Source organism: Chitinophaga sp. Cy-1792, assembly GCF_011752935.1.
GTDB lineage: Bacteria > Bacteroidota > Bacteroidia > Chitinophagales > Chitinophagaceae > Chitinophaga.
In genome coordinates, this window is record NZ_VWWO01000002.1 from 2,635,403 (window position 1) to 2,661,935 (window position 26,533).

Below are 26,533 nucleotides of genomic sequence, written 5' to 3' on the forward strand. Positions count from 1 at the left end.
CGCTACATGAAAACTTTACAATTTTGTATGGCGGTTCAGGGTATTCCATTTCTCTGCCACCAGGCTTTCCTCCTGCCTTATGGTGTCTACCTTTTGCTGGTTGATACGGAAGAGATAATACATTTCCTTCGTTTCATAAGTTGTATCATTGGCATCATTCACTGAATGATCATAACCCGTGGATAAATTTGAGCAGATATTCCAGCCATTTGTTTTCTCTTTATAGATCCAGGATTCCTGCTGAAAACTATCGCCTTCGTCTCCCCAGGTTTCCGCCAGCTGTGTTCCGTCAGTAATTTTTTTTGTAACCTGATCATAGATGAATATTCTGATGGAAGTGGATTCATAGTACGAAGGTACGCGGGTAAGCAGCCCCCAGCGGGTACTATCCAGTCTGAACCTGAAGCAACCAAACACGCCGGTATCTCCTGACCAATCTCCCGTTGGCAACAGCCTGACATCGTTTGTATCCAGTGCCTTGCCTTTAAATCTATAGGCCGCATCCTCCAGGTCTGAAGCAGGATAGACTTTCAAAGAATCGAAGCTGACTTTTTTATATCGGGCAAGCAGGTGTTGTATGGCCTGCTCTTCGCGGAGATCAGCCTTTGATGGACGGGTTCCGGTATTACAGGCGAATAATGCAACAGACAGTAACAGGTATAGTATTCTGGACATAGGTAAATTTCGCATAAAGTTATATAAGAATTATCATCCTTCAAATGCGCCACCGGATCTGCGTTTCAAAAATTGATTTTTTTCAATTTACCGGTTGCAGAGTATCAATTTTTAAGCGAAACAATCGGCCTACCTTTGTGCAACGACACCAACTGTAACATTAACCCGCCTGTAAGTGAGACGGGCAGCCATTTTCGAGCACATGGGAAGTATAATACCGCATCCTGCATGGAATAAAAATGATGTATCATTCGACTGGTTATATCCTGAGCCTGTCCAACAGCTGTCTAAACGCCATTGGACACCGATGCCGGTGGCTTTAAGAGCTGCCAGGTTCCTGGCCTCCAGAAAGGATGTTAAAATACTGGACATCGGAAGCGGTGTCGGGAAATTTGCGCTGCTGGCGGCTTTTCACAATCCGGAGGCCAGTTTCTACGGCATAGAACAAAGAGAAGATTTACACGAACATGCCCTGTCAGCGAAAGCCATGACCGGTATCCGTAATGCCACCTTCATTCATGGCAACCTTACCCAGCTTGATCTCCAGGATTTCGATAACTTCTATTTCTATAACGCTTTCTTTGAAAACCTTGTCAGTACCGGCCATATAGACCAAAGCATCGAATACTCCAGCAGCCTTTATCATTATTATTGCAGGTACCTGTTCAGGGAGCTGGACAAGAAACCACGCGGCACAAGGCTGGTAACCTATCACAGCATGGAAGACGAGATACCACCGTCTTACCAGCTGGTAGATACCACCGTAGACCTTTTACTGAAAATGTGGATCAAACAGTAACGCTGTGTTACGCCATACAGGAAGAAAACGAACCTACAGGCATAACCTGCGACTCGCCATACTGCTCTGTTTTACAGCTGGTATGGTCAATGCAGCAGGATTTTTTGCCTTTGCTGTACTGACCACCAATGTTACCGGCCATGCGGCGTTACTGGCACATGAGCTGGCATTGGGTGAGTTCAGGGCCGCCAGGATGATCGCGCTGTGGCTATTCCTGTTCCTGGCAGGCGCCTTCTTCACCGCCTGGTGTATCGATAAAACCAAAGCCAATAAAAGCTACACCTATACCATTCCGATTATTGCAGAAATGTGTATCCTGCTGCTGACGGCCATCTTCGGCTATACCTACGACCATTCCATCATCAAAACAGAATATTTCGCCGGCAGCCTGCTATTCGCCATGGGCATGCAAAACGCACTCGTTTCAAAAATATCGGGATCGGTTGTCAGAACCACACACCTGACAGGTATGTTCACGGATCTGGGCATTGATCTTTACACCTGGTTTTCTATAGCAGCAAAAACAGCTGAACTCAAACAGAAGATCGCACTCCGACTTACCATCATCCTCTTTTTCCTGGCAGGTGGCATCACGGGTGGCTACGCATTCATCACCCTGAAATACCATACCTTTTACCTGCCGGCTGGCATACTGGCTTTTACCATCTGGTATGATATTTCCCGCCTCCGGATAAGAAAATTGCTACGATATCTCTCTACGAAAAACAGCACATAAAAAAAGGAAGCACAGAAGTACTTCCCGGTTATCATAACAATCAATTTGTTAACAACATTGATATGTCATCCTTACTATTATACGATTTATTTGGTGGTCCTTCAATTACATAGTATTACATTGCTGCACATTACCTGTACAGCAAATCCGGCGCTGTACCCAGCCATGAAATAGTTGATAATTTCATTTTGCAAAGGTAACTTTGAGCTGGTAAAAAAGCATTGATACTTTTCAGGTAAAAAGTTGAAAAATATCAATTTTTTGATACCTGAAAACGCATAAAAGAATTTTAACCGTTATGAGTCTGCATGGTCTTTTTCCCATTGATAAATGGAGTTTTAAATCGCACTCTATTCTGAAAAACCTTCCGGAGGAGGACATGGAGCTGCTATTCCAGGGAATGACCGAGCAGCAGTACGGGAAAGGTGAGGTTATCTTTCGTGAAAACAATGCCGCCTATGGCATATTCTTCATCCTGAAAGGGAAAGTAAAAAAGTATAAAGCCGACAAAACCGGTAAGGAACAGATTATTTATGTGGCCAACTCCGGTGAAATAATAGGCTACCATGCGGTAGTACTGGACGAACGATACCCCGATTCTGCCGCAACGCTGGAACAGAGCACCATCGCCTTTATTCCCAGGGAGTCGTTCCTCAGGGCAATGGAACAATCGCCCAGGCTGGCACAGCGACTCCTGAAAAACCTTTGCCACGAATTTGTGGTATTCTCCAATACGATTTCCTTACTTGCGCAACATACTGTAAAGGAACGCCTTGCTGTTACATTAATCCTGCTCAGGGAAAAGTTTAAGGAAGACCACCAGGATGCTACCGATATCGGCATCAATATCTCCCGCGCAGACCTTGCCAACATGGTAGGTACCGGCACGGAGAATATTGTGCGCTTCCTGACAGAATTAAAGTCAGATGGTATCATCACCACTAATGGCAGGAAGATATATGTACAGGACGTAAAGCGATTGATTGCATTATCTGGTTGCGGAAATTTGTGATTTTCCCGCAAAGGCGCCTTCGGCGCAGTTCTCTCTCGCAGAGCAGCATAAGCAACAAAGCAGCCAAGGATTATGTTATTTAGATTGCATCAAATTTATACAACAAAATGTAGATCTCTGCTGCTTTGCTGCTTATGCTGCTCTGCGAGAAAGCCCGCCGCAGGCGCCTGATTTATTTCCCATGCGTCACTTCCACCAGAACCGGAAAATGGTCAGAAGGGGTACGTGCAGTACCTACGCCGTTTTCCTGGCTGCGGTACGTATCATCGAGGATACCGTAGCGCTGCACTTCGAAGTTCTTAGTCAGGAACACATGATCGATACGGGTATCAGCAGCTACATCTCCCTTAAAATTGTTGAAAGTAGCCGTATTGGCATAGCGCAGCTTCGTAGTCGTATATGCATCGAATAATACGTTGCTGCTGGCCAGCAGTAGGTACGATTCATTATGCTGGTCCACGTTGAAATCGCCGGTCAGTATTACCGGGCGGCCTGCGGTCATCTCTTTGATTTTTTTCAGGATGAGCTTTGAACTCTCCGCACGGGCCTTTACGCCTACATGGTCCATATGCAGGTTGAACATATAAAACGTAAAGCCTGTTTTGATTTCCTTAAAGAGTCCCCAGGTACAGATACGCGGCAAGACCGCATCCCAGCCTTTGTTGGGCTTATCTTCGGTTTCAGACAACCAGAAATTCCCCTGCTTCACTACAGTAAACATGTTGGTATTATAGAAGATAGCAGAATGTTCGCCGGCTTCTTTACCATCATCGCGGCCAATACCAATGTAGGTAAAGCCTGGCAGACTATCTTTCAGGTTTTCCAGCTGATGTTTGAGTCCTTCCTGGGTACCGAAAATATCGAAGCCATGAAAGCGTACCAGGCTGGCAATTACCGGATAGCGGCGCTGCCAGCCGTTTCCTTTGAGAGAATCGCCGTTATTATCGTAACGGAGATTGTAGGTTCCAACTGTAAAACGCTGCGCCATGGCCACCTGCGCTGTAATCAGGCAGATGGCGATGAGCAGTATATTTCTTTTGATCATCATCGTATAGACGTTATAGTTATTAAGGTTGTCCCCATCCCGGGTTTTGCGAGAGGTTAGGATTTAACTGGATCGCAGTGATCGGCAGCGGGTACAGGTACATAAACGGCTGGAAGGTACGCGGGGTAGCATCCTGCCAGTGCAGTTCGCCGTAGGTACCATTGGCCAGCTGCTGCGGATTGGTAACGCCGCCAACGGTAGGCCCTACATTCACGTAGGTAACGCCTGCCACAGGGTTTGCCGGAGCGGTTGTCTGGTAGAAGCATACATCCAATACACCATCCGCGTTGAGGTCCATTGGTACGTTCAGTGCCGGCACATAGAAACCATTCCATTTCTTCAGCAGCAGGTCGCCATGCGCCCAGCGGGTGAGGTCCATCCAGCGGAAGCCTTCCAGGCAAAGCTCAATGGCGCGGTCACGGCGGATCTCCATCAGTGCGGCATTGGTCACATCAGGATAGTAGCGCGATTTCATATATGGGTCTACGTTAACCGGTAAGGTGTTGGCATTGGCGATACCTGCGCGGGTACGCAGTGCGCCAATGGTTTGCGCCCATACGCTACCGTCCATTTGTCCCAGCTCTGCCTTGGCTTCTGCATAGTTCAGCAGTATCTCGGCATAACGCATCAGGGAAACACTGTTGGTATTAAGTGCGCCGGCATCGTAATACATATCGTCCAGGCACCATTTAATAGGCTGGTAACCGGTATAGGTATACGAAAATACCGGTGGCGCCGCAATGGTTTTACCATTGTTGACACGGGTATATCCTGCGAGGCGGATCGTTTGTCCGAGGCGCAGGTCACGGTTCTGTGTTTCATGTGCCAGCGTCATGGTGTCGTGGCCGGGTACATCTGTAAAGGCGGTACCATCCAGTTGCAGGTAGGTGTTGATGAAATCACGGGTAAAGCTGAAACGGCTGCCGTAGGTGGCACTGGTGAAGTACCAGTTGGCATCGTTCATTTTTCCCAGCGAGCTACTGGTAAGGTCTGCCAGCATGATTTCTGCCGTCACCGGCGCCGCATTGATGAACAGGTTGCGGTACGACTGCGTTCCCATACTCAGGGAATATTTACCACCATCTATCACGGCTTTTGCTGCGGCAGCGGCTTGTGTCAGCAGGTCGGTAGAACCCGGCAGCGAATCGTTACGGTATTTACGGTATGTACCTTCGTACAGGCATACCCGTGACTTGAAGCCCAGGATGACGTTCTGGGTGATGGTACTACGGGTAGCATCTTCCCCGGCGATAATATGACTGGCAGCCCAGTCCAGATCGGCGATGACAGAGTCTATCACCAATACACGGGAATCACGCTTTGCATAGAGCAGACTGTCGTTTACCGCCAGCGGCTTGCTCAGCCAGGGCACATCTCCATAACGCTTAATTTTCTCGAAATAAAAATAAGCACGGAAGAAGCGTGCCAGCGCAGTGTAGTTATCACGCGTGGCCACTGGCACTGTCGGGTTGATGTTATTTACGATGAAATAATTGACATTGCGCAATGCCGTCCAGCTCCAGTTGCCTTTAGCCTCTGACTGCGCACTGTAAACACCAGTACGGATATAATCCGGCACCGCATTGACTGCACCATAATCGGAGAGGTTACAATCGGTACGAAAAGGAGTATTGATATCCGGTAATATATCGTAAAAAGAAGTAGTATAAAGTTTCAGCCCGGCCTCACTGCCAAACACCGCATCGCGGGTAGCGCTTGCCTGCGGCTGCTGGTCCAGGCTCTTTGTACAACCTGCCAGTACAGCTGCCCCTATGATCACTGCAGCACATTGCTTTTTAAAGGGTATATGCATTGTTCTGAAATTTTTGAATAGAATTATAATGAAACCTGCAGTCCGATGGTATAGCTCTTCAGGATCGGATAGTTGTTACCGTTACCATTGTTGGAGTTACCTGTCAGGATCACATCTGATTTACCGATATTTTCCACGTCGATGTTACGGGTCAGCTTATACAATGGAGAAGCTGTCCAGAGGTTTTCACCGGAGATATATACACGCATGCTGTTGAGGTGCGCTCTTGAAATCAGGTGTGCGGGAAGGTTATAGCCTATCTGCAGATTTTTCAGCCGGATATAGCGAACATTCTGCAGGTATTTTGTTTGTGCGATAGACAACTCATTACCACCCTGGGCTACATAGCCGCGGTAACGCGGGAAATAGGCGTTCGGATTATCTTCTGTCCAGATATTCCCCAGCTGATATTTCAGGGCATAGTTGTAAGGGCGGTTATATTGTCCCCAGAAGGCATCTGCCTCACCACCAGGGTACCAGTCCTGCTTGCCTACTCCCTGGAAGAATGCGCCAATGGAGAAGTTGTTCCAGGAGGCATCCAGTTTAATACCGAAGTTATAGCGCGGGGTGCTGTTACCGATCACGCGCTGGTCGCCGGGGTTAGACAACGTATTGGTCCCGTTGTTGATCTTGCCGTCGCCGTTCAGGTCCTTGAATTTGAGGTCGCCTGCCATCCAGTGGCCACTGGTGGAAGATTTATACTGCGTCTGTGTCTGGTTGGCATTGGCATAATCTGCATCTTTCTGCGTCATAAAGCCATCGTTTACCAAACCCCAGATATCTCCCAGTTTCTGACCCACATAATAATCGGTGAGTATACCGCTGGTATTGTTGTAACGTAATATCGTTGCGGAATAGTCAGACATCCACACGCCTACGCTATAGTTAAATGGCTTATTGGCAACAGTAAATTTATCGTGCCAGTTGATGCTGGCTTCCCAGCCACGGGTACGCAGGTCGGCATAGTTACCTTTTGGCGGATCAGCACCGAATACATCCGGCAGGGTGGGCCCTACGGTAAACATATTCATTGTTTTACGTTCGTAGATATCCCCGCTGAAGTTGAGGCGGTCGCTGAGGAAGCCGATGTCCATTCCCAGGTCCGCAGTACGGGCGGTTTCCCAGGTCAGGCCATCAGGAAGTACCACCGGCTGACTTGTTTTCTGTGGCAATACACCACCAATTACGCGGCCATACTGGGTGATATTGAAGTTCTCCTGGTACGTATAGGAGGCAACGTTACCATTACCCAGCGAGCCATAGGAACCACGTACCTTCAGGTCAGACACTGCCCGTGGAGATACATGCCAGAAAGGCTCCTGGGATACACGCCAGCCACCGGAAACAGATGGGAAGAACGCGAAACGCTGATTGGATGGGAATTTAGAAGAACCATCATAACGCCCGTTGAACTCCAGCAGGTAACGATCTTTATAACTGTAGTTCAGCCGGCCAAATCCACCGAGGATAGCCCATTTGTCCCAATACCCGGCGGTAGAGATATTTTGTCCCAGTGCCAGGTTCAGGTTTTTAGCTCCCGGGTAAGACAACCCGTTACGCAGTGCGGAGAAGCCGGAGTACGCCGACTGTTCGAAGTTGTAGCCTGCCAGCACTTTGAAATAATGGCCACCGAAACGGTTTTCATATTCACCATAGATGTTGGTGGCAATGTATTGTGTACGTGCCGTCAGGTTTTGCAGGTCGTTATAGGCAGATCCCACATAGGAGATTACACCAGGCGCCGTGCTATACGGAACGGGTACACGCTTCTGCGTTTCTCCGTTGTTGAACAGCTGGAAAGTAAAGTCACCTTTCAGGCGGAAATGGTCGTTATTAAACCTGGCCACGAAGCCGGTCGTATTACGAATCTGCTGGTTGGTGGTATCGATACCATTTTTTCCATAGAAGAAATCACCCACCGTATAGGCCGCCGTGAAAGTCAGCGTACCGTCCGGGTTGAACAGCATGGAAGAAGGGTGGCCTTCATCGGCCAGGTTACGCCAGATACCGCCGCCTTCGCCCACGTTCAGCGGGTTATGGTAGCTACGGTAAGCAAAGTCCGTGCTGTTGTTCAGCTCCAGCCACTTGAACACCTGGAGACTACCTTTGGCGCGGAAGTTATAGGCTTTGAAATCGTCAGAATTGAAGCGGAACAGGCCTTCCTGACCATAGTAGCGGCCCGTAATATAATAGCTGGCCTTTTCGCTGGCACCTGAAATAGCCAGGTTCTGGTCTGTAGCGAAATTGTGTTTTTTATAGAGCAGATCGTACCAGTTGGTATTGCCATAGTATACGTAGTTGCCATTAGGCCCTACTTCTACCTTTGGCAGCGAAGGGTCGTCGTTGCGTTTTTTATACTCTGCCAGGTATGCCGCAGAGAAAGGCTGCGTCTTGTTAATGTTCTGGGCGGTCTGTGAATAGTCATTCCATGCCGACCAGGCCTCATTAAACATAGATGCATACTGGTAGCCATTGTCTACTATATCAGGCACCGAAGTCGGACTTTTCAGGGAATAGTTGGAAGAATAAGTAACGGTTGTTTTTCCCTTAGCAGGGTTTTTGGTCGTGATCAGCACCACACCGAAAGCCGCGCGGGCGCCGTAGATCGCTGCCGAAGAGGCATCTTTCAGTACGGTGACACTGGCGATATCGTTCGGGTTGATCAGCGAAGGATCGCCCTGTACCCCATCTATCAGTACCAGCGCACTACCACCCTGACCAATGGAAGTATTACCACGCACATTGTAGGAAGGTGACTGTAAAGGTTTACCATCACCCATTACGAGGTTGAGGTTGGGAATAGTACCCTGTAACCCCTGGGTGATGTTGGGGATAGAACGGTTACTTAGCACCTCTCCGGTAACCTGTGCAACAGCACCTGTCAGGTTCGCTTTCTTTTGCGTACCATACCCTACTACTACCACGTCGTTCAGGGAAGCTACTTTTGTTTTCAGCCTTACTCCATGTGCGGCACGACTGGCCAATACCGTATCCGTATTGAAACCCACATACGTGAAGATCAGCTGCGCGTCAGGAGCAGCATTAATGCTAAAGCCACCCTTTGCGTCTGTGCTGGTACCAAGACTGGTGCCCAAAACCTTCACCGAAACACCAGGCAGGCCCTGGCCACTTTCATCGGTTACCTTGCCCGTAGTGGGGTGCGACTGCGCATACACTGCAGTTGTACCACTTACCAGGCAAAGCATACAAAACCATTTTCTCATGATGCTTTTGTTGTTTAAGAATATTATTTTATTTTAATCAGAAAGATTTGCCGTGAAGTAAATAAGCGGCGATTAACAAGAGGGATAATGAAAGATTAACAGACCCAACATTTGCTGTACAGAGAATAGCCACAGACAAGGATTATCAACCATTAACCCTATCAAAAGGGACCGATCTGATAATATAAACTTAACAGTAGAACCACGCTTATTGAAATATTTTTGTCAAAGATGTATTATCAATTTACTCGTATACTGGCCATATTAATACTAGCATTGACAAACCGTGCGGCTGCCCAGGAAGGATACGGACTGGAATTCCGGGCCAAAAACATTATGCCCGAACAACGTACCTCGCTGGTTATCCCGACTGTGCCACTATCTAACGATTACGACTACACGCTATCTTTTTCGCTCTCATTTGCACCATTATCTACCAGCTATTTTGGATACCTTTTCCGGTTTATAGATGACAGGGAACAGAATATTGATCTGATATACAACGTACATGCACGGGCGTTACAGATAGTCACCGGGAACGAGTTCTCCGGCATCAGCTATCCCATGGAACCTGGTACCATGGCCCGTAAATGGAAAAACATCCGGGTTAACATAGGGGTTAACAGCCATCGGTTATCCCTTTGGGTAGATAAGGAAAAGGTAGGTGAGGTACCTTTAAAGTTACTGCCGGCAAAATCGGGTAACCTGCTTTTTGGCGCCAACCGCGATGGCAGCTTCAGAAACATAGACCTGCCGCCGATGCGGCTGCGCGATATCCAATGGTACCGCGATGATGAACTACAACTACATTTCCCGCTGGCGCAACATGCCGGCACACGCGATACCGACCTGGTGAAAGGAAAAGTAGCCTATACCGAACATCCGGTATGGCTGCAGCCCCGCTATCATAACTGGCAGCTGGCAGGCACCTGGCAGGTAAAAGGTAATGCCGCGCTCGCATTCAACAACAAAGCCGGCACCTTATATATTACCGGTCAGCACGAAGTGCTGCAATGGAATGCAGGCCGCAGGGAAATGCAGCAGCAGCTCCTCTTCCAGCCTACCGGCGCACCCCAGGGCAACCAGACCGTCTTCGATGAACAGCACCAGCGACTATACAATTATTTCCCGGACAGCCCGCAGGTAGCAGCATATGATCCGCATCAGCTTCGCTGGTCCCATGCGCTGGACAGCAACCCTGTTACGCATTTCTGGCATCCTACCGTATTCTATTCCAGCTATGACAGCGCCATTTACCAGATAGGCGGCTATGGCGATTACCAGTATAAAAACCTGCTGCGCCGCTACCACCCAGATACGCAGCAATGGGATACACCTGCGGTACAGGGGGAACGGTTCACGCCCCGTTATCTGTCTGCTGTAGGAATGAACAGTGCAGGAGATACTGCGTATATTCTTGGGGGTTATGGCAGCCTGAACGGCGAACAATTACTCAATCCACATCAATTATATGATCTAACGGTATTAGATATACGTCATCATCGGTATACAAAAATATATACACTCCCTAAACCGGAACACCCCTATGCCTTCGGGGGAAACCTGGTGATAGATGCACAGCAGCAGGCAGCCTATACGCTGATATATCCGAATGACCGCCTTCAATCGGCCTTCCGGTTAATGAAAACAGACCTGCACCATCCCAGACATGAACTGATTGGCGATACGATCGCTTTTCCCTTTGTAGATGTGAAGTCCAGAGCCACCCTTTATTATTGCGAACAAACCGGTGAACTGCTGGCAGTAACAAGTTATTCGCCGGATAATAAAATCAGTGAAGTAAAGATATACACGCTGCTGCTGCCGGTTATCTTACCAGAAATTACACCTGTACATGCGCCCTGGTATATGGTATTGCTATCCTGGAAAGTGCTGGCTTGCCTGGTGATGTTATTGATCGTTATCTGGGCAGAATGGAGGCCATTCCGTATAGGCAATACCGTTACCACACCAGATACAAGGAAAGAACCGGTACTGCTTTTACCGGAACGTATGATTACTTCGGCGCCGGTGCTACAACCTATTCATTTTATTCCTGATATAACACCGGTTGAAATACCGATGCCGCAAGAAGTAATCCCCGAACCAGCGGTAAACGCCATACCAGCAGCTCCTTTACAGGCATCGATACGCCTGTTTGGCACTTTCAAAGTAGTGGACAGTAGCGGAAAAGATATCAGCCGGCAGTTTAGTCCGCTGGTAAAAGAATTATTCCTGCTGATACTCCTGCCCAATATTACCGATGGCCAGGGCATTACCACTGCACGACTAACAGACATTCTCTGGCCCAGCATGACACAGGCTGCCGCCAAAAACAACCGTTCGGTGAACATCGCCAAGCTGAGAAGCCTGTTAGACAAGCTCGGAGAATATTCATTGCAGAAAGAGAAAGGAAGATGGATATTGCTGGCAGATGAAACACAGATTAAGACAGACCTGTTGCAATGGCGGCAGCTGCCTGCCTTCTGCCAGGCGCCGGACCAGCACCTCGAATTGCTGAAAGGGCCGCTACTGGAGGGTCTCGACTATCAATGGCTGGATAGCTACCGGGCAGCCATTTGCCAGGAAGTGATCAGTAATATGGACGAGTACCTCCAACATAACCATTGTCAGTTGCCGCCGGCACGTATTGTAGCGATATGTGACTGTATGCTTCGCTTCGATCCGGTATGTGAGTCGGCGGTGATGTATAAATGTAAAGCGCTGGCACAGCAGCAGCAACATGCTTCCGCGCATAAATTATTCCTGCGGTTCCAGGAAGATTACCAGGAAATCTACGGTGAAAAGTATGAACGCAAATATGCGGAGATGATAGCGGAATAAGCGCCGGCGATTATTTGGTGGCTTCCAGCGCCACGGCATTATTGAACCTGGATGCTTCTTCCACTCTTTGGAACATCTGGTCTTTGCTGTCGTTGAAGGCGCAGCTGCGTACCTCCTTAAATCCTGCCTGTTGCAGGGCTTTGCTCAGCGAAAGGTGGTCCCACATGTATAAATGTTCCTTATTGCCATAGGTGGCCTGGATTAGCTGTTTCACGCCACGAACGCGCTCCCGCTTACCCAGCAATGTTTCGTCCAGGAATTTTACGTTGGCTTCGGGGTCCTGCTGGTTTAGCTGTGCGATATAGTTTTTGGCAGCACTTTCCAGGTCGGGCACCACACAGCGGAAATAGCCACCTGGCTTGAGTAACGCGAAAGTATTGTCCAACGCTTTTTTGCAGTCGTGGTAAGATAGATGTTCCAACACATGACTACAATAAATGCCGTCGCAGGAATTTGCGGTGACGCCGGGTAAACCGCTGATGATATCTCCCAAAATAACATCCGGGTGAAAGGCAACATGCATGCGCTTTTGCAGGAGTTTACCTATCAGGGGCAGTTTCTGGAGCCTTAACGTGGGCGATACATCGTAGTTTTTCCAGCCTGCAGGTGCGGAGAATGGGCCAGAGCCATACTGAACATATAATTTTTCCGGTGTCATCATCTTTAATCATTTTTAAGCAGAACAATTAAAATAAGCTTTCACACAAAACATTGCTGCCAGCTGATTACAGCGCATACAATGATTTTCATTTTACTACCGGTACAACGAGGTATTCTCTTCGCAATGCTGTTGGGGCAAACAGCTAAGTTATCGGGGACAGCCGTACCACAGCCGTGATCTTACAACAGCCATCCGGCATGGCCGCCTGATGGCAATGGAAACTTAACAGTAAAAGCCAGCGGATTGTTTGATGGAGGGGGCAGGAATGTTGCTAATGAAAAAGGTGGGCTATTGCACCCACCCTTTTTAATCCATTTCATCAAATGGTAAAATACGTCTATGTATCAAATCGAAATTCTATATTGATACAACCCATTACATTGGTCTGGCTGAGCACTCCCCTGGTCTTAAAGACAAACCAACATAGTAGTGAAGTCTGGAATCATAAGTAGGATAGACCAAACACCCGGTTGCTCTTAAAGCATCCACTACTTTATCAATAGGATAATGATCCGATTTTTTGCAAGATATTAATGCATACTTTGGTTTGAATCTATTAATTAAGTCTGGTTTTAAATTATAAACACTGCCATGATGGGGAACATCCAGCCAATATAATCCAGACAGATCTCTGAAATCATCGGCCTTCCGTAAAGCAATAGGGCCAGCATCCCCAGTAAATAAATATTTATGATTAGATCCAGATGGGGTAAACAAAATAATAGCGCTACTATTATTTTCTTTTGATTCATCCTTCTTCCGGTCCAATTTTTCTGACATTTCAGATTCTTGTAACTTATCATCAGCCTGTAACCAGTCCGCTGTAAGCCCTTCATTAAGCAGCGTACCAATATCCCTAAAATCACTCAGCAGCTCCTGATAATACTCTTTTTTTGGACCTACTACGATTAATGGAGCTTTATCATATTTCAAACCGGCAAATGGTTCCTCATAAACTATTCTATTTTTTTTGATCAGTGATATCAGACTTTCTGCCTCACTCAGGCTTTCGTGAATAGGCTTTTCCTTTGATATTTTTCCTTTAAGTTTCTCTACTTCCTTCCTATGATTGGCGGGATTATGGATCCAGAACTTATCAATTTTCACCTTCCCGACGATATCAAAGAAGCCACCAATATGGTCTTTATCCGGGTGGGTACAGATAGCCAGGTCAATACTTTTCTTATCAGTATGGTTTTCAATATGCTCCAGGACCTTTTTACCATCACCGGAGCGTCCGGCATCAATAACAATAACGACTTCCTTATCAAAGCGATTAAAGTATCGTAAAATAATCGCGTCAGCGCGACCGACAGATAACATATCTATTTCAAACTTCATTCATCTATGTTTTAAATCAGAAAAGATCTACAGTATATTGCAGGTATAGCTTACGATTTAGATAATTCTTTTCAAAGTCCTGCCGTTCCTTCTTGCTCATCCTTTTCCTTGCCTCTGCCAGTTTATCAGTGAGCGGCACTTTATTCCCGGGGTCAGCGTACAACCCTTCTTCGTTCATAACCATCAGTCTACCTTTGGTTTTGGTAAGTAAGTCTTTCAGCAGGGCACTGTTGGGCATTGTATTTTTCCAGGGCTTGCTGATAATTGTATAATCCAGCGTTGCCATGGCTGCCAGGTCGGGATGTGTCATCATATCCATTCCCAACCGCTCGGCAGTACCGTTATGACTAAGGTGGTGGGCTACCTTATAGAAAACCGTACGACTCAGCAAATCTTCCGTAAAATGTGGTTTACCATTCCTGCAGGGCACTTCCCATGGAATGTTATGCCAGCTGGCCCAGCTGCCATATTCAGCATCACCGGGAAAAAGCATCACCTTCCCGCTATCTTCAAATTCTATGGCCAATGCAAGGCTCAGGTTATTGGTGATACTATTGATCCTTAAAGCCATGCCACCTGCAGCATTTAACCATTCGGTATCTATTTTCCGCCACGCTTCTGCCGGATTATCATAAAGCTCAGTAGTAAATGCAGCATTATTGTCAGCGATAAATACGGCATCAAAGGGTTGCGTGAAGGTATCCGGGTTGCTGATGGCATGTACAGCAGCAGCAAAAGCATCATCTTCATCCAACTCTTTATTGTGGTCATATGATTCTCCTTTGCCCCCTGTCTGTACATTTATTTCCTTTTCCCAATTTTGAGGCGGTCCCAGCACATATATTTTAATCCCTTCTAAATCCGGTGCCATATCAATGATATCCCCCGGGCCTAAGTAGTCAATATTATTTTTAGCAATTTCATCTTTTACTACTTTCATACCGGCCAAACCACCCACATAATTTCCCTCTTTGATATCATTATGTAATTCATTTAGCTGATTCAGGGAAGCAACAAATCCCTGGCGCAAGGAAAGGCTATTCTTACCATCATATTCCTTCTTCATTGTTTCTGCATACTGTGGGTCATTGATCAGCAGCTGAAGCTCATTGGTGGCTATCGCCAGCGCTTTCTTCTTGTCACCAAAGTCTTTTTGCCATTTCTTTACTTTAGCACTCTTATCATCTTCCGTCCACCCCATCCAGATCCGGTCTATCTCAAAATCCTTTGTCAATAATTCCCGGCAAACATCGAATCCGTATACATGGTCTTTGTGTTCATGCGTTACCACCAGTACATCGATATGATTATCTACGTAGGCTTTCAAATCTTGGATATATTCCGTCAGCTTCTCCTTACTTCCTAACCAGGTACCGCAATCAATCATCATTTTATACTTTTCCTTCTTCCCTTCAAAAAACTTCAGGATAAAGCAATCTCCGGTACCCATCCGATACATTCTTACTGTAACACTTATTTTCTTTGGCATAACTATAAGTTAATGTTGATGTAAAAATGCAAATGGCTCCGACAAAAGGTCAATAGTATCACCAAAAAAACCATTTGTCATGTTCAGGGAAGCATCTGCTTTAAATTGATGTTGACTTTCTACTCTTTTACGGTCTATCTTCCTGTCGCCACGTTCCAGTAGTTCCATATCCAGCAGCGGTTTGCTGATAACGTACTTGAGCTGTAGTGTGTCCAGGTCAAAAATAAGGGTGCATCCACCATACAGCTCGAATCCGTTTTCAGGAGTAGTACCTTCATCAGTGCGTTTATAGGTACCGTTGAAGTTTCCGTCGCTGTCCAGTAAAACCCCTGACCGTTGAATGATGGAAAAGATAATCTGATTGATCTGGTTACCATCCGGGCCTATCCGCGAAATTAATCTCAGGTTCTGCACATAAAAGGAAGGCTGTCGCGTACCATAAACTGTGGAAGTCCGTATACCCAAATTTTCCCAGCCATTGTTAAATATGAGGCCTGTTAATTTTTCAAATGCCGAAGAACCTTCAAATTTAATACCCAGGCGTTCATGTAAGGGTAGCTGATTTTTATGTCGTTCATCTTTTTTGTCATAAGACTTCCCCATATAACCTTTTGTTCTTAAATAGATTTCCTTCCTGTCAGTCTCATACATCAGGTCGGCCCTGAATTCTCTCAGGAAATCAGCCAGGATTTTAAGCAAGCCTGGCAAAGTATCATCGGTAAATGGTCTGAAGGAATGGCGCAAGCTATCAACGCTTAGATTTTTGATACCATCCGGATAAATGCCTCTGCGCCTGAATGCATCAATAAAGAACAGCCGGTAGTTCCTGTTATCATCCGCGACCAGGTCGATATCAGCCGTTATGATGGCGCGTAAAAAATCGCCGAAGGTGATATCTACCGGCGGACAATAATCAAGTGCCCGGATACACATTTGCAGTACCTGGTTGGCAATTTTCGCTGCCTCTGCAGCGAGGCGGTTTACCAGGTCCGGATGAAGCTCTCCCTGTGGCAGTATGCCTGTACCATTGGTGGCAATACGTAATAAATCAGCGACCTGTTTTTTATAAATATTTATAAATGCTTCAAATATTGCTGCCACCAGTATGCTGCCGCGGGCATGGGGTTCCATTATGGTGCGGTACTCATCAACCTCCGGCTTTTTGGGATGCCATACGCCTGCTTCATCTGTATAACCGATGGCATCACGCAAGCTTCCATAATTTCCAACGGCCATACCGAATTGCTGGGCGAGCTTGCCTAATGAATTCTGTGCTGCCAGGTCTCCTTTGGTATCTGCCAGTTGTTTTTTTAATACCTCCGGAAAACTAAAATGCTGGAACAGCGCTACGATATCTGCAAAGGCTTCATGAAAGGCCAGCACGTCAGGATTGGTAGGCAGGTTGTATTGCCGGTGCATCCCATCCAGGATAGCATGTGTGGTTTCATGTGCAATAATATCATGGCTAAGGCAGGTAAACACCAGGGATCCCGGCATCTGTAACGAGTTATCCGCCGGCATTGCAGAGAAATAACCAAAAAGCAATGCTTTCTTAACCGGGCTATAATAGGCATTAGCAGCCCGCAGTGCATGTGGATATATTCTCAGTCGCTGTACATATTCCATGTCCTGCAACCCATTTTTTCTTCTGGGCGCCCAGATGACTTTCCGGCCAAGTGCACGTTCAAAATTCCTGATCGTCGTCATTGCAACTGCATACACCATCTGCTGATGAAACTGCGGATTACTCTCACTTGGCGGCAATCCATCCTGCGCCAGCAAATACGGATCATTTAAATCTACCGGCTGATAGAATTGTTTAGTGGTAGGATCGAAGTCAACAACTTCTATGTACTCTCCAACTGGTCCGGGGCCCTGCGCACTTCCCGCATCAGCCTTATTCCCGGGCTTAGCAGATAAGTTCTCCCAGGGTATTTTATAAACTATTTCATTAAAATCTGCTGTATCTGCCTGTTGTGAAAAGGCAGGATCAAACGCATATCCACGTAATTTACGGTATGGGGGTCGGGGAATATTCATCATCATTATTTTACGCTTACAATACAGTACAGGTAAAGAATTATTTAACTCATGCTATAAGAATAACTGATCAGCGCCGGACAGTATAATTTTATTTGTAACTCCGTGAGGTTTTCTGCCTGCCTGATCAGACAATCAATTTTTCTGGCAGACAAGGCAGTAAGATTAGTACCTACACTTCTTGCCAGTTGCCATTCTTCGGCTGATAAGTCTCGTTCTTTTATCAGCGCATAGTTTGTTTTTTGTTCCAGACTGCTGCGGATTTCGTTGGCATAAGTTGTAGGATCAGTCAGCCACGCCGGATCTAAGTCATGTGCATCGACCACTGCAGGCAGTATATTACCTGCTATCAGGTTATTTACAAAACCGGGAATAATTTCATCCAGCTTCCAGCCTAAAGAATAGTAGGCAATAGGTTTTGCTGCCCCACCCACATTCCTGTAGATATTCTGCTGCATCTGGGAAGCTTTGATACGGTACATAAACAGGTCGACAGTACGCAGGAGTAATGACAACACATTCGGATATTTTTTATCTGCCTTAAAATTACCACCGGCATCTGACGTAATAATTGTCTCGCATTCATAACTGCTTTTGTTCTGGGTCAGTTTATGAATACCCTGATTATCGTATACGCCGCCATCTACCAACGCCGGGCGTACCCGTTTACTATCTTCCGGATTTTTAAAAAAAGCAGTATCAATAAATACAGGTGAGAAGGCAAAAGGCACACAGCTGGAGGCCGTAACAGCCCTTGATACCGGGAACATTTCATGTTTGAAATACACCGGCGGTTTAAAATCCTTCTCAAATTCATAGGCCGAGTCAGACATCTTATACTGGGAAAAAGTAAAAGGACGCCCGGTATGTAGGTTCGACGAGCCGATAGCAATTATTGGCTTACCTGGCAGTATATCTTTCAGCGTCTGGCCATGATAAAAAAAGGCATCGTACGCCTTTTCAACAGCCTGACTTACCGGGAATATAAGATACTGGAAAAAATAAAGCAGTATAAAAAACAGCGCCAGTACCGGGAAGCATAACCAGGAATAAGCGGTAAGCGTCAGACAAAAACTCCCCCCGATAAATAGTACCAGGAATAATAATGTACGAATAAAAATAAACGACTGCAGGATATGGCCGATCACACATTTTGTGCGAAGCTTTTCCTTCATCTCCTCGTGAAAAGATGGGAAATCCCCCTTATGCAGGCACCAGGCAGCACCCGTGATAGAACCACCTGAAATGGTAGACAACACCTCTACCCTATTGAGAATTTGCATCTCATCCAGCTTTTTAAGGGTACCAAGATGAAATGCTGCGGCGCGGTAACCACCACCGGAAAGGGATAATCCAAGTTTTTTAGGCATAGCAGATCTATTTATAGGACAAAAACAAGATTTGAAATATCGTTGGCATCACAAAGAAGATAATAACACTATTATCCGGGGATCAACACAACACACTGAATCTTTGATTGTCGGGGCTCATGCTGCATTATTTCAACATCGCGGAATATTTCTACAGTATAAAATCAGGTTACAGTTTCACACCATGATCCTTGGTCGCTATTAATTGAAGCCTAAATTATTAAAAAAAATGGAAATGCAAATACAACTTACCGGGTAATATCCAACCTGGCCTGATACCAGGTACAATAATAGTAACCGCTGTATGAACACAAGGCCATACAGCGGTTACCTGCATAACTATAACTATCTATACCAGCACCAGCTGCCTGTTATAATTCATCTTAAATTCTTTCGGTGTACAACCTTTCCTGCGCTTAAACAGTTTATTAAAATTCGCCATATTATTAAACCCGCAATGGTAGGCAATTTCTGCAATGGTTAGCTGTGTGGAGATCAGCATACGGGTTACGTTACCCAGCCTGATTTCCATGAGGTTTTCTGTAAAGGTGAAGCCGGTCTGTGCTTTTATAAAGCGGCTGAATGAGGCTTCAGACATGTTTACAATCCGTGCTATTTCTGATAAGCCTATCTGGCTGCCGTACCGGCGTGTCATAAATTCGAAAGCCTTCTCCAGCCGCTGGCTTTCGTGTGTAACGGTACCACGGCTGAAAGTAGCGTCAGAGAGCAGGGTATTGTTCCTGGCAGTAGATAAATCGTGCAACAGGGATAACAGCTGTATGAACGAATCAAAGCCACTCAGTTTTTCCAGGTCTATGATCCGCTGCTTTACCTGCGTGGCCACCTGTGGTGCAAAGGCAAGGCCGCGTCCTGCCAGCTCCAGCAATTTCCGGATGGAGCGCAGCTGGTCCTTCTCCAGGAAATTCTGGGAAAACAAATCCTTATGAAACTGTACAGTTACCTCCAGCACGTCTTCGTCATGGTCCCTTTCCGTAAACCAGCCATGGGGCAGGTTCGGCCCGATCAGCACCAACTCCACATCTGCTATATGCCCGATATGGTCGCCTACAATCCGCTGAATCCCCTTTCCGCCAATGATCAGGTTCAACTCCATTTCCTCATGCGAATGCAGGGGAAAAGAAAAAGAACGCTTACGACGCGAAAAAATAGAGAAACAATCATGTGCCCCTAATGGTGTTATCTCCCTCATTACTTTCTTAAACAGGAAACGATCGTTAAACATGGAATTCATTTTTTGTAGCTTGTTTGTTGTACCGTTTCAATATTATTAAGTGCAGCCGCTTTCCCTTTGATTTACAGTGCAGGGTTCTTGAAATATAGTCCAGATTTTAAAAGACAAATAAAAAATCACATATCAATCATCTAAATACATATATATTAAAAATATATTTTAATGAGATCCCTGTCATAGATATATTTGGAAAGATTTATCCGGCAGTAATTTTTTATCAACCAATGTTGTTCCACGTCGTGAAATAATACGAATCCGTGCCTGTATGCCAGCATATGTAAGAATTAAAATACTCCTGCTGCTGTTACTGACCAGTTACCAGGTAGCAGTACCGCAGTCGGCCAACTATAACTTCTATAATATCTCTACTGATAATGGTCTTCCTACCAACGACTATCAGAAGATCTATTATGATTCCCGCGGTTTTTTATGGCTGGCATCTTTTGATGGCCTGTTCAGATGGGACGGCTATACGATCACCAAATACCTCCACAACGAGCAGGATAGTCTGACCCTGAACAACAACATTGTGCATTCCATCTATGAAGACAGCCAGCACCATCTTTGGGTGGGCACCATAGACGGACTGCATGTATACGATCCTGCCCTGGATGTTTTCCGGCGTATCCCGCTCAACAAAAGCAATGATAAAATCCCTGTCAACGCCATTTTGGAAGATGACATGCAGCAGCTATGGCTGGGTACTTCCAATGGTCTGTGCCATTTCAATACGGCCACCATGCAGGCGGACTGGCTGCCAGGACAGGGCCCCGAAAACATCATCTTCTGCCTGACAAAAGGCCAGGAGCATACCATCTGGGCTGGCACATTCAATAAAGGCGTGATACGGTTCAATACCCGCAACCGCGATTTTCAATACTTCAGAAATACAGCACAGCAACCACACCTGCTGGCAAGTAATAAAATTCAGTGTATACTGTCGGACAGGCAGCAACGTATATGGGTGGGCACGGAAGACAGAGGCATCACCGTTTTGGACGGGGCAGGAAAACAACTGGCCAGCTTCGACAATATCCCCGGGGGCCAGGATGCAGGCCATAGCAATATCCGTTGCCTGTATGAAGATAAAGCCGGCACGATCTGGATTGGTATAGGAAGAAAGCAAATAGCCACCGTGGCAGCGGGAACCCTTCAGCCACGGACTTTTAACGGCAAATCACAAAATAACGGGCAACCGGAACTCAATACCATTACGGCTGTCACCGAAGACAATTTCGGCAACACCTGGTTTGCATCTGCCGGCAACGGCATCTTCAGCACCAACAACAATAAAAACATATTTACTAACGCCCTCGGACATACGGCCGCATTGCCAGGACTCAACACCACCGTGGTCACCGCGCTTCATGAAGACAGGCGCCATAAAATCTGGATCGGCACTGCCGGCAATGGCCTCCTCAGCTACGACCCTGATAAGGCCGGCGCCATTGCCCCCTCCCCGCTTTATGGAAACCTCGCTGTCAATGATATCCAGGAAGATGCCTCCGGCAACCTCTGGGTAGCTACCTGGGCGGATGGCCTGATCCAATACGATCCGGCCACCGGCAAAAAAACAAAATACCTCCACGACCCCGCCAATAACCAGTCGCTGATCAACAACGATGTAAAAACCATTCTGGCCGACGATAGTCTGCTCTGGATCGGCACACATGGTGAAGGCATCTGCGTATTAAATCTGCAAAACAAAATATTTACCCATTATAAAAATAACAACAGGTACCCCTTCAATATGCAATTACCCGCATGGGTCAACCACCTGTATAAAGACGCCAGGCAACGCATCTGGATCAGTACCTACAGCGGTATTTTCTGCTACGACAGGAAAACATTCCATCAATTTCAGCATAACAACGACAGCAACAGCATCAACAGCAATTCTGTCAATATGGTTACCAGCGATCAGCAGGGAAACATCTGGATTGTTACGGAGCAGGGGCTGGACAGGTACGAAGAAACCACCGGGCACTTCGTCCATTACAACGCCAGGTATCCCCTACCCGTTTCCATGAAATCTATCGCCTGCGACGACCAGCAAAACCTCTGGATGGGCACTAATGAAGGGCTGATTTGCTTACAGCCGGCCACCGGGAAAATTATCCGTTATGATAAAAATGACGGATTACCGCAGCAGACCTTCTTCCAGAAAGCCGCGCTGAAAGCCAGTAACGGGCAGTTATACTTCGGCGGCCCTAAAGGGTTCAGCACCTTTCGCCCAGGTAGCATTGCCGCTACGCCGGCGCCAGCCTACTTCTATTTCAAGGACCTGTCTATTTTCGGTGAGCAGCAACGCCCCGGCCGTACCAACAGCGCTTTAAGCCGCAGCCTGTTCCTAACGGACACGATTACACTAACGCAAAAGCAATCCTTCTTTACCATTGCCTTTGCAGCCATCAACCTCTATGCGCCGGAAAAAATAAAATACAGCTATAAACTGGAAGGCTATTTTAACGACTGGATAGACGTAGTAGATGAACGCAAGATATCCTTTGCACATCTTCCCCCCGGCCATTACCACCTGCAGGTACGGTATACAGATATATATGGCAACTGGCTGCCTCCGGCGAAACCGCTTGTCATACATATTCTTCCTTACTGGTGGCAGACCTGGTGGTTTTACGTATTGTCGTTCCTGTTAGTGGTCATTGCTATCATCAGTATATTTTACTGGCGCGTTGCCAATGTAAAAAAGAGAAACCGCCTGTTGAAGGAAGAGGTTAAAAGACAAACCCAAAAGTTACTGGAAAGTCATACTTCCCTGCTGGAACAGCATGATAAAATATCCTCGCAAAAAGAAAAGCTGGAAATCTCCTATGAAGAAATTGTAAGACAGACAGATAAAATTCTGGAACAGCAATTACAGATTTCTGATCAGAATAAAGACCTGGAAATTGCTGTTTCCCAGCTGGAGAAATTAAATAAATCCAAAGACTACTTCTTTTCCATTCTGGCCCATGACCTGAAAAACCCTGTGGCGGCGCTAAAAGAGCTGTCGGGTTATTTGTACAATCATATGCCTTCCATTGAAGGTCCTGACCTACGTCAGTACCTGAAAAACATGCACGCCTCATCTGCACATGTATTTGAGCTGCTTGTAAATCTGCTGAGCTGGTCCATGTCGCAGTCGAAACAACGGCAATTACATCCTGAAGCCTGCAACCTGGCTACCATCATTCATAATAATGCCGCGCTCCTGGAAAATCATTCTACCAACAAACATATACACCTGGTAGACCAGACACAGGACCATTGGATATTTGCAGACAGGCAGATGATGGATGTTATTATCAGAAACCTGCTTTCCAACAGTATCAAATTCACGGACTATGGCGGCAGCGTAACTGTTAAAAGCAGGCAGGAAGCGGATTACATCTACCTGGACATCATCGATACCGGCATCGGTATGAATGAACATATGCTGGCACATTTATTTGATGTAGATAAAAATATGGTGAGCAGAGGTACTGCCGGAGAGAAAGGTACCGGGCTTGGACTGGTCATCGTGAAAGACTTCCTGGAGGCCAACCATGGCACGATACAGGTATCCAGCGCACCGGGGAAAGGAACGGCATTTTCGCTGTGTATCCCTACAGCAGCGGCACCTGCCACTGCTGACATCAGCATTGCCCAGGCAACAGCCACACCAGCAGACACCTGGCAGCAGTTGAATACGGACAGGTTTATACAATTCCGCGGCAGAAAGATCCTGGTGGTGGAAGACAACAAAGATATGCGCGATTACCTGCGCCTGCTACTATCTGAGGTATTCGAAATATTTGAAGCCGCCGATGGCAGCAGTGGCATTGCGCTGGCACAGCAGGTACTGCCTGCCGCCATTATCACCGATCTGCTGATGCCGGGCATCAACGGTATTCAATTCTGTAAGGAGATCAAAACAACTACCGCTACCAGCCATATCCCCGTTATCATACTTACCAGCCAGGATACCGGCGAAATGCAGGCCAGCGGCTACGAAGCAGGCGCCGATGCCTACCTTACCAAACCCCTCAACGCAGCCGTGCTGGCACAGGTACTGATGGCGCAGCTACAGAAGCAGGACAGTACGTACAGGCGTTTACGTGAGCAGATCTTCAGCGATATGCCGTTATCTCCGGATATGCAGCAGTTGTCGGAAACAGACCAGGACTTTTTACAGCAGCTGATCCTGATGATCGAAGATCAGCTGGGCAACCAGGAACTGGATGCCAAAACGATTGCCAAAGGCTTGTTTGTGAGCAGAAGCCTGCTCTATAACAAAGTAAAAAACCTGACCGGGCAAACAGTACATGAGTTTATTAAGGCCATCCGCCTCCGTAAAGGCTTGCAGTTACTGCTGGAAGAAAATATGACGATTAACCAGATAGCCTTCGAAGTAGGCTTTAACAGCCATTCCTACTTCGACAAATGTTTTATCAGGCAATATGGTGTGGGCCCTAAAGAATATCTCAACAGGAAAAAGAAAGTCAGGACATAGAATAAGCATTATAATTCATCATTTGAGCATTAACCAGAGAGCCGCCTCCCGGCTACCTTTGGTAAGATGAAAAAATCGATTACTGCCATCCTTTGTTTGCTGTTGCCATTGGTATCCATGGCTTACGGCCACGACTCAACGAAGATTAACAGGGTATTGCTTACTACCAGTACCCCACGACTATACGAAAAGACGGAGTGGAATATTGACCTTACCGCCACCTACAACAATCCTTACGATCAGCGACAGGTAAAGCTGGACCTGCTGCTCAGCTCCCCGTCAGGCAAGCCTATTGTATTGCCGGCCTACTACGATGTTGCCAGCAAACAGTGGAAGGCGAGGTTTACACCCCAGGAAAAAGGACAGTATACCTACCATTTTGAACTGTTAACCAGCACAGATACCGTCAGCAGCGGCGAGGCTTCCTTTGTTGCGGCAGATAGTCACCGTAAAGGATTTCTGCATAAAAACGACTTATGGACATTTCGTTTCGATAATGGCGAACTATTCAGGGGATTGGGTGAAAACGTTGCCTGGGAATCCAGGAATTTTGAAGACGACAAATGGAGTTATGATTACCTGTTGCCAACGCTGGCAAGGAACGGCGCCAACTTCTTCCGCACCTGGATGTGCTACTGGAACCTGCCCCTGGAATGGAAACAGCCACGCAATACAAAACGATATACCGCCTCCACTGAATATTTTAATCCGGCAGCCATACAACGCATGGACGAACTGGTGAACCTTTGCGATTCGCTGCATTTGTATTTCATGCTTACCCTCGACTGGCATGGTCATCTGATGGAACATGGCGGCTGGAAGCATAGTGCTTACAACAAGGCCAACGGGGGGCCTGCAGCAACACCGGCGGAATATTTCACCAGCATGCAGGCACAGGAGCAATACAAAAATAAACTGCGCTATATCGTTGCCAGGTGGGGGTACAGCACCAATATAGCTGTATGGGAATTTTTTAATGAAGTAGATAATGCCGCCTTCACCCAGCAGGATAGTTTGCTGATACCACCGGCTACCATTACCCAATGGCATTTGGAAATGAGCCGCTACCTGAAAGACATAGACCCATACAAACACCTGGTAAGTACGAGTATTTCACACCGTGATATTGTGGGACTGAATAGTATCCCGTATATCGATTTCAACCAGAAACATATTTACAAACACACGGAAAAAATACCCGACATCTACCCTGATTATATAGCGACCTATGGAAAGCCATATGTGGTGGGCGAATTCGGATACCGGTGGGAAGACCAGGACCCAAAATACGCCACAGCAGCAAGCTATGACTATAAACGCGGACTCTGGTACGGGCTATTCAGTCCTACGCCGGTATTGCCTATGTCGTGGTGGTGGGAGCTCTTCGACGACCTGCACCTAACCCCTTATCTGAAAAATGTAAGTATGATCAACCAGCAGATGTTGCAGGCCGGCAAAGGAAATTTTGAAAAGCTTCGTATACACTCGCCACTCCTGGAAACGTATGCATTAAAGTGCGGGCAGACTTATTTCGTATATGCGTTGAATAATACAGCTACACAACAGCAGGCAACCTTTAGTTTGTCCTTACCATCCGGGTACAGTCTGAAAGCGTTTTCACCTGCCAGCAGTCAGTGGCAGCAGCAGCCTTTTGTGCAGGAAGGGGAAAACATACGGCTGAATAGCGCGGTGGTAGCGTCTCACGAAGCAATGATCTATATTTTTTCACCCAAAAAATAA

16 protein-coding genes are annotated in these 26,533 nt (G+C 46.7%); 6 read left to right on the forward strand and 10 right to left on the reverse strand.

The window, feature by feature from the left end; genetic code table 11:
• Window positions 1-15: 15 nt before the first annotated feature.
• The gene (locus F3J22_RS24780) at window positions 16-675 is read right to left on the reverse strand and encodes a hypothetical protein (protein WP_167020605.1); all 660 of its coding nucleotides are present in this window, start codon (window positions 673-675) and stop codon (window positions 16-18) included.
• Window positions 676-877: 202 nt separating this feature from the next.
• Between F3J22_RS24780 and F3J22_RS24785 the strand changes: the two genes are divergently transcribed.
• The 3 genes from F3J22_RS24785 (at window position 878) to F3J22_RS24795 (ending at window position 3,222) form a co-directional block, all read left to right on the forward strand.
• The gene (locus F3J22_RS24785; RefSeq protein WP_167020606.1) at window positions 878-1,474 is read left to right on the forward strand and encodes a class I SAM-dependent methyltransferase; all 597 of its coding nucleotides are present in this window, start codon (window positions 878-880) and stop codon (window positions 1,472-1,474) included.
• Between the two features lie 4 nt (window positions 1,475-1,478).
• Window positions 1,479-2,210 (forward strand): YoaK family protein, encoded by a 732-nt coding sequence (locus F3J22_RS24790; protein WP_167020607.1) that lies wholly within the window; start codon window positions 1,479-1,481, stop codon window positions 2,208-2,210.
• Window positions 2,211-2,589: 379 nt separating this feature from the next.
• Window positions 2,590-3,222 carry a Crp/Fnr family transcriptional regulator gene (locus F3J22_RS24795; protein ID WP_240155165.1) on the forward strand — a complete coding sequence of 211 codons (633 nt, stop codon included), beginning with the start codon at window positions 2,590-2,592 and terminating at the stop codon, window positions 3,220-3,222.
• A 172-nt stretch (window positions 3,223-3,394) separates the two neighbouring features.
• Here the strand turns inward: F3J22_RS24795 and F3J22_RS24800 are convergent, their stop codons facing one another.
• The 3 genes from F3J22_RS24800 to F3J22_RS24810 are packed head-to-tail and all read right to left on the reverse strand — an operon-like array spanning window position 3,395 to window position 9,304.
• Complete coding sequence (locus F3J22_RS24800) at window positions 3,395-4,270, reverse strand: endonuclease/exonuclease/phosphatase family protein (RefSeq protein WP_240155166.1); 876 nt, start codon at window positions 4,268-4,270, stop codon at window positions 3,395-3,397.
• A 19-nt stretch (window positions 4,271-4,289) separates the two neighbouring features.
• Window positions 4,290-6,080 carry a RagB/SusD family nutrient uptake outer membrane protein gene (locus tag F3J22_RS24805; RefSeq protein WP_167020609.1) on the reverse strand — a complete coding sequence of 597 codons (1,791 nt, stop codon included), beginning with the start codon at window positions 6,078-6,080 and terminating at the stop codon, window positions 4,290-4,292.
• Window positions 6,081-6,103: 23 nt separating this feature from the next.
• Window positions 6,104-9,304: a TonB-dependent receptor gene (locus F3J22_RS24810; RefSeq protein ID WP_167020610.1), complete on the reverse strand. Its 3,201-nt coding sequence runs from the start codon at window positions 9,302-9,304 to the stop codon at window positions 6,104-6,106.
• Between the two features lie 231 nt (window positions 9,305-9,535).
• On the opposite strand from F3J22_RS24810, the gene F3J22_RS24815 reads away from it, so the two are divergent.
• A complete protein-coding gene (locus F3J22_RS24815; protein ID WP_167020611.1) occupies window positions 9,536-12,148 on the forward strand; it encodes a hypothetical protein in 2,613 nt (870 codons plus the stop codon).
• 10 nt (window positions 12,149-12,158) lie between these two features.
• Here the strand turns inward: F3J22_RS24815 and F3J22_RS24820 are convergent, their stop codons facing one another.
• The 6 genes from F3J22_RS24820 to F3J22_RS24845 form a co-directional block, all read right to left on the reverse strand.
• Window positions 12,159-12,809, reverse strand: coding sequence for a methyltransferase domain-containing protein (locus F3J22_RS24820; protein ID WP_240155167.1), 651 nt, complete (start codon window positions 12,807-12,809; stop codon window positions 12,159-12,161).
• A gap of 375 nt (window positions 12,810-13,184) precedes the next feature.
• Complete coding sequence (locus tag F3J22_RS24825; RefSeq protein ID WP_167020612.1) at window positions 13,185-14,150, reverse strand: ComEC/Rec2 family competence protein; 966 nt, start codon at window positions 14,148-14,150, stop codon at window positions 13,185-13,187.
• A 16-nt stretch (window positions 14,151-14,166) separates the two neighbouring features.
• The gene (locus F3J22_RS24830; RefSeq protein ID WP_167020613.1) at window positions 14,167-15,639 is read right to left on the reverse strand and encodes a hypothetical protein; all 1,473 of its coding nucleotides are present in this window, start codon (window positions 15,637-15,639) and stop codon (window positions 14,167-14,169) included.
• Window positions 15,640-15,648: 9 nt separating this feature from the next.
• Window positions 15,649-17,679: a hypothetical protein gene (locus tag F3J22_RS24835; RefSeq protein WP_205195551.1), complete on the reverse strand. Its 2,031-nt coding sequence runs from the start codon at window positions 17,677-17,679 to the stop codon at window positions 15,649-15,651.
• Window positions 17,680-17,723: 44 nt separating this feature from the next.
• On the reverse strand, window positions 17,724-19,049 hold the full coding sequence (locus F3J22_RS24840; protein WP_167020615.1) for a patatin-like phospholipase family protein: 1,326 nt from the start codon (window positions 19,047-19,049) through the stop codon (window positions 17,724-17,726).
• A gap of 349 nt (window positions 19,050-19,398) precedes the next feature.
• Complete coding sequence (locus F3J22_RS24845; RefSeq protein ID WP_167020616.1) at window positions 19,399-20,292, reverse strand: AraC family transcriptional regulator; 894 nt, start codon at window positions 20,290-20,292, stop codon at window positions 19,399-19,401.
• Between the two features lie 274 nt (window positions 20,293-20,566).
• Between F3J22_RS24845 and F3J22_RS24850 the strand changes: the two genes are divergently transcribed.
• Entirely contained in the window at window positions 20,567-24,793 is a 4,227-nt protein-coding gene (locus tag F3J22_RS24850) for a two-component regulator propeller domain-containing protein (protein ID WP_167020617.1), read from the forward strand.
• Window positions 24,794-24,859: 66 nt separating this feature from the next.
• The gene (locus F3J22_RS24855) at window positions 24,860-26,533 is read left to right on the forward strand and encodes a DUF5060 domain-containing protein (RefSeq protein ID WP_167020618.1); all 1,674 of its coding nucleotides are present in this window, start codon (window positions 24,860-24,862) and stop codon (window positions 26,531-26,533) included.

Bases quoted from the DNA above. Each gene is read 5' to 3' on its own strand.
- F3J22_RS24835 (WP_205195551.1), bottom strand. From the start codon at position 17,679: ATGAATATTCCCCGACCCCCATACCGTAAATTACGTGGATATGCGTTT.
- F3J22_RS24840 (WP_167020615.1), bottom strand. From the start codon at position 19,049: ATGCCTAAAAAACTTGGATTATCCCTTTCCGGTGGTGGTTACCGCGCC.
- F3J22_RS24795 (WP_240155165.1), top strand. From the start codon at position 2,590: ATGGAGCTGCTATTCCAGGGAATGACCGAGCAGCAGTACGGGAAAGGT.
- F3J22_RS24800 (WP_240155166.1), bottom strand. From the start codon at position 4,270: ATGATGATCAAAAGAAATATACTGCTCATCGCCATCTGCCTGATTACA.
- F3J22_RS24815 (WP_167020611.1), top strand. From the start codon at position 9,536: ATGTATTATCAATTTACTCGTATACTGGCCATATTAATACTAGCATTG.
- F3J22_RS24855 (WP_167020618.1), top strand. From the start codon at position 24,860: ATGAAAAAATCGATTACTGCCATCCTTTGTTTGCTGTTGCCATTGGTA.
- F3J22_RS24850 (WP_167020617.1), top strand. From the start codon at position 20,567: ATGCCAGCATATGTAAGAATTAAAATACTCCTGCTGCTGTTACTGACC.
- F3J22_RS24780 (WP_167020605.1), bottom strand. From the start codon at position 675: ATGTCCAGAATACTATACCTGTTACTGTCTGTTGCATTATTCGCCTGT.
- F3J22_RS24810 (WP_167020610.1), bottom strand. From the start codon at position 9,304: ATGAGAAAATGGTTTTGTATGCTTTGCCTGGTAAGTGGTACAACTGCA.
- F3J22_RS24805 (WP_167020609.1), bottom strand. From the start codon at position 6,080: ATGCATATACCCTTTAAAAAGCAATGTGCTGCAGTGATCATAGGGGCA.
- F3J22_RS24825 (WP_167020612.1), bottom strand. From the start codon at position 14,150: ATGAAGTTTGAAATAGATATGTTATCTGTCGGTCGCGCTGACGCGATT.
- F3J22_RS24820 (WP_240155167.1), bottom strand. From the start codon at position 12,809: ATGATGACACCGGAAAAATTATATGTTCAGTATGGCTCTGGCCCATTC.
- F3J22_RS24785 (WP_167020606.1), top strand. From the start codon at position 878: ATGGGAAGTATAATACCGCATCCTGCATGGAATAAAAATGATGTATCA.
- F3J22_RS24845 (WP_167020616.1), bottom strand. From the start codon at position 20,292: ATGTTTAACGATCGTTTCCTGTTTAAGAAAGTAATGAGGGAGATAACA.
- F3J22_RS24830 (WP_167020613.1), bottom strand. From the start codon at position 15,639: ATGCCAAAGAAAATAAGTGTTACAGTAAGAATGTATCGGATGGGTACC.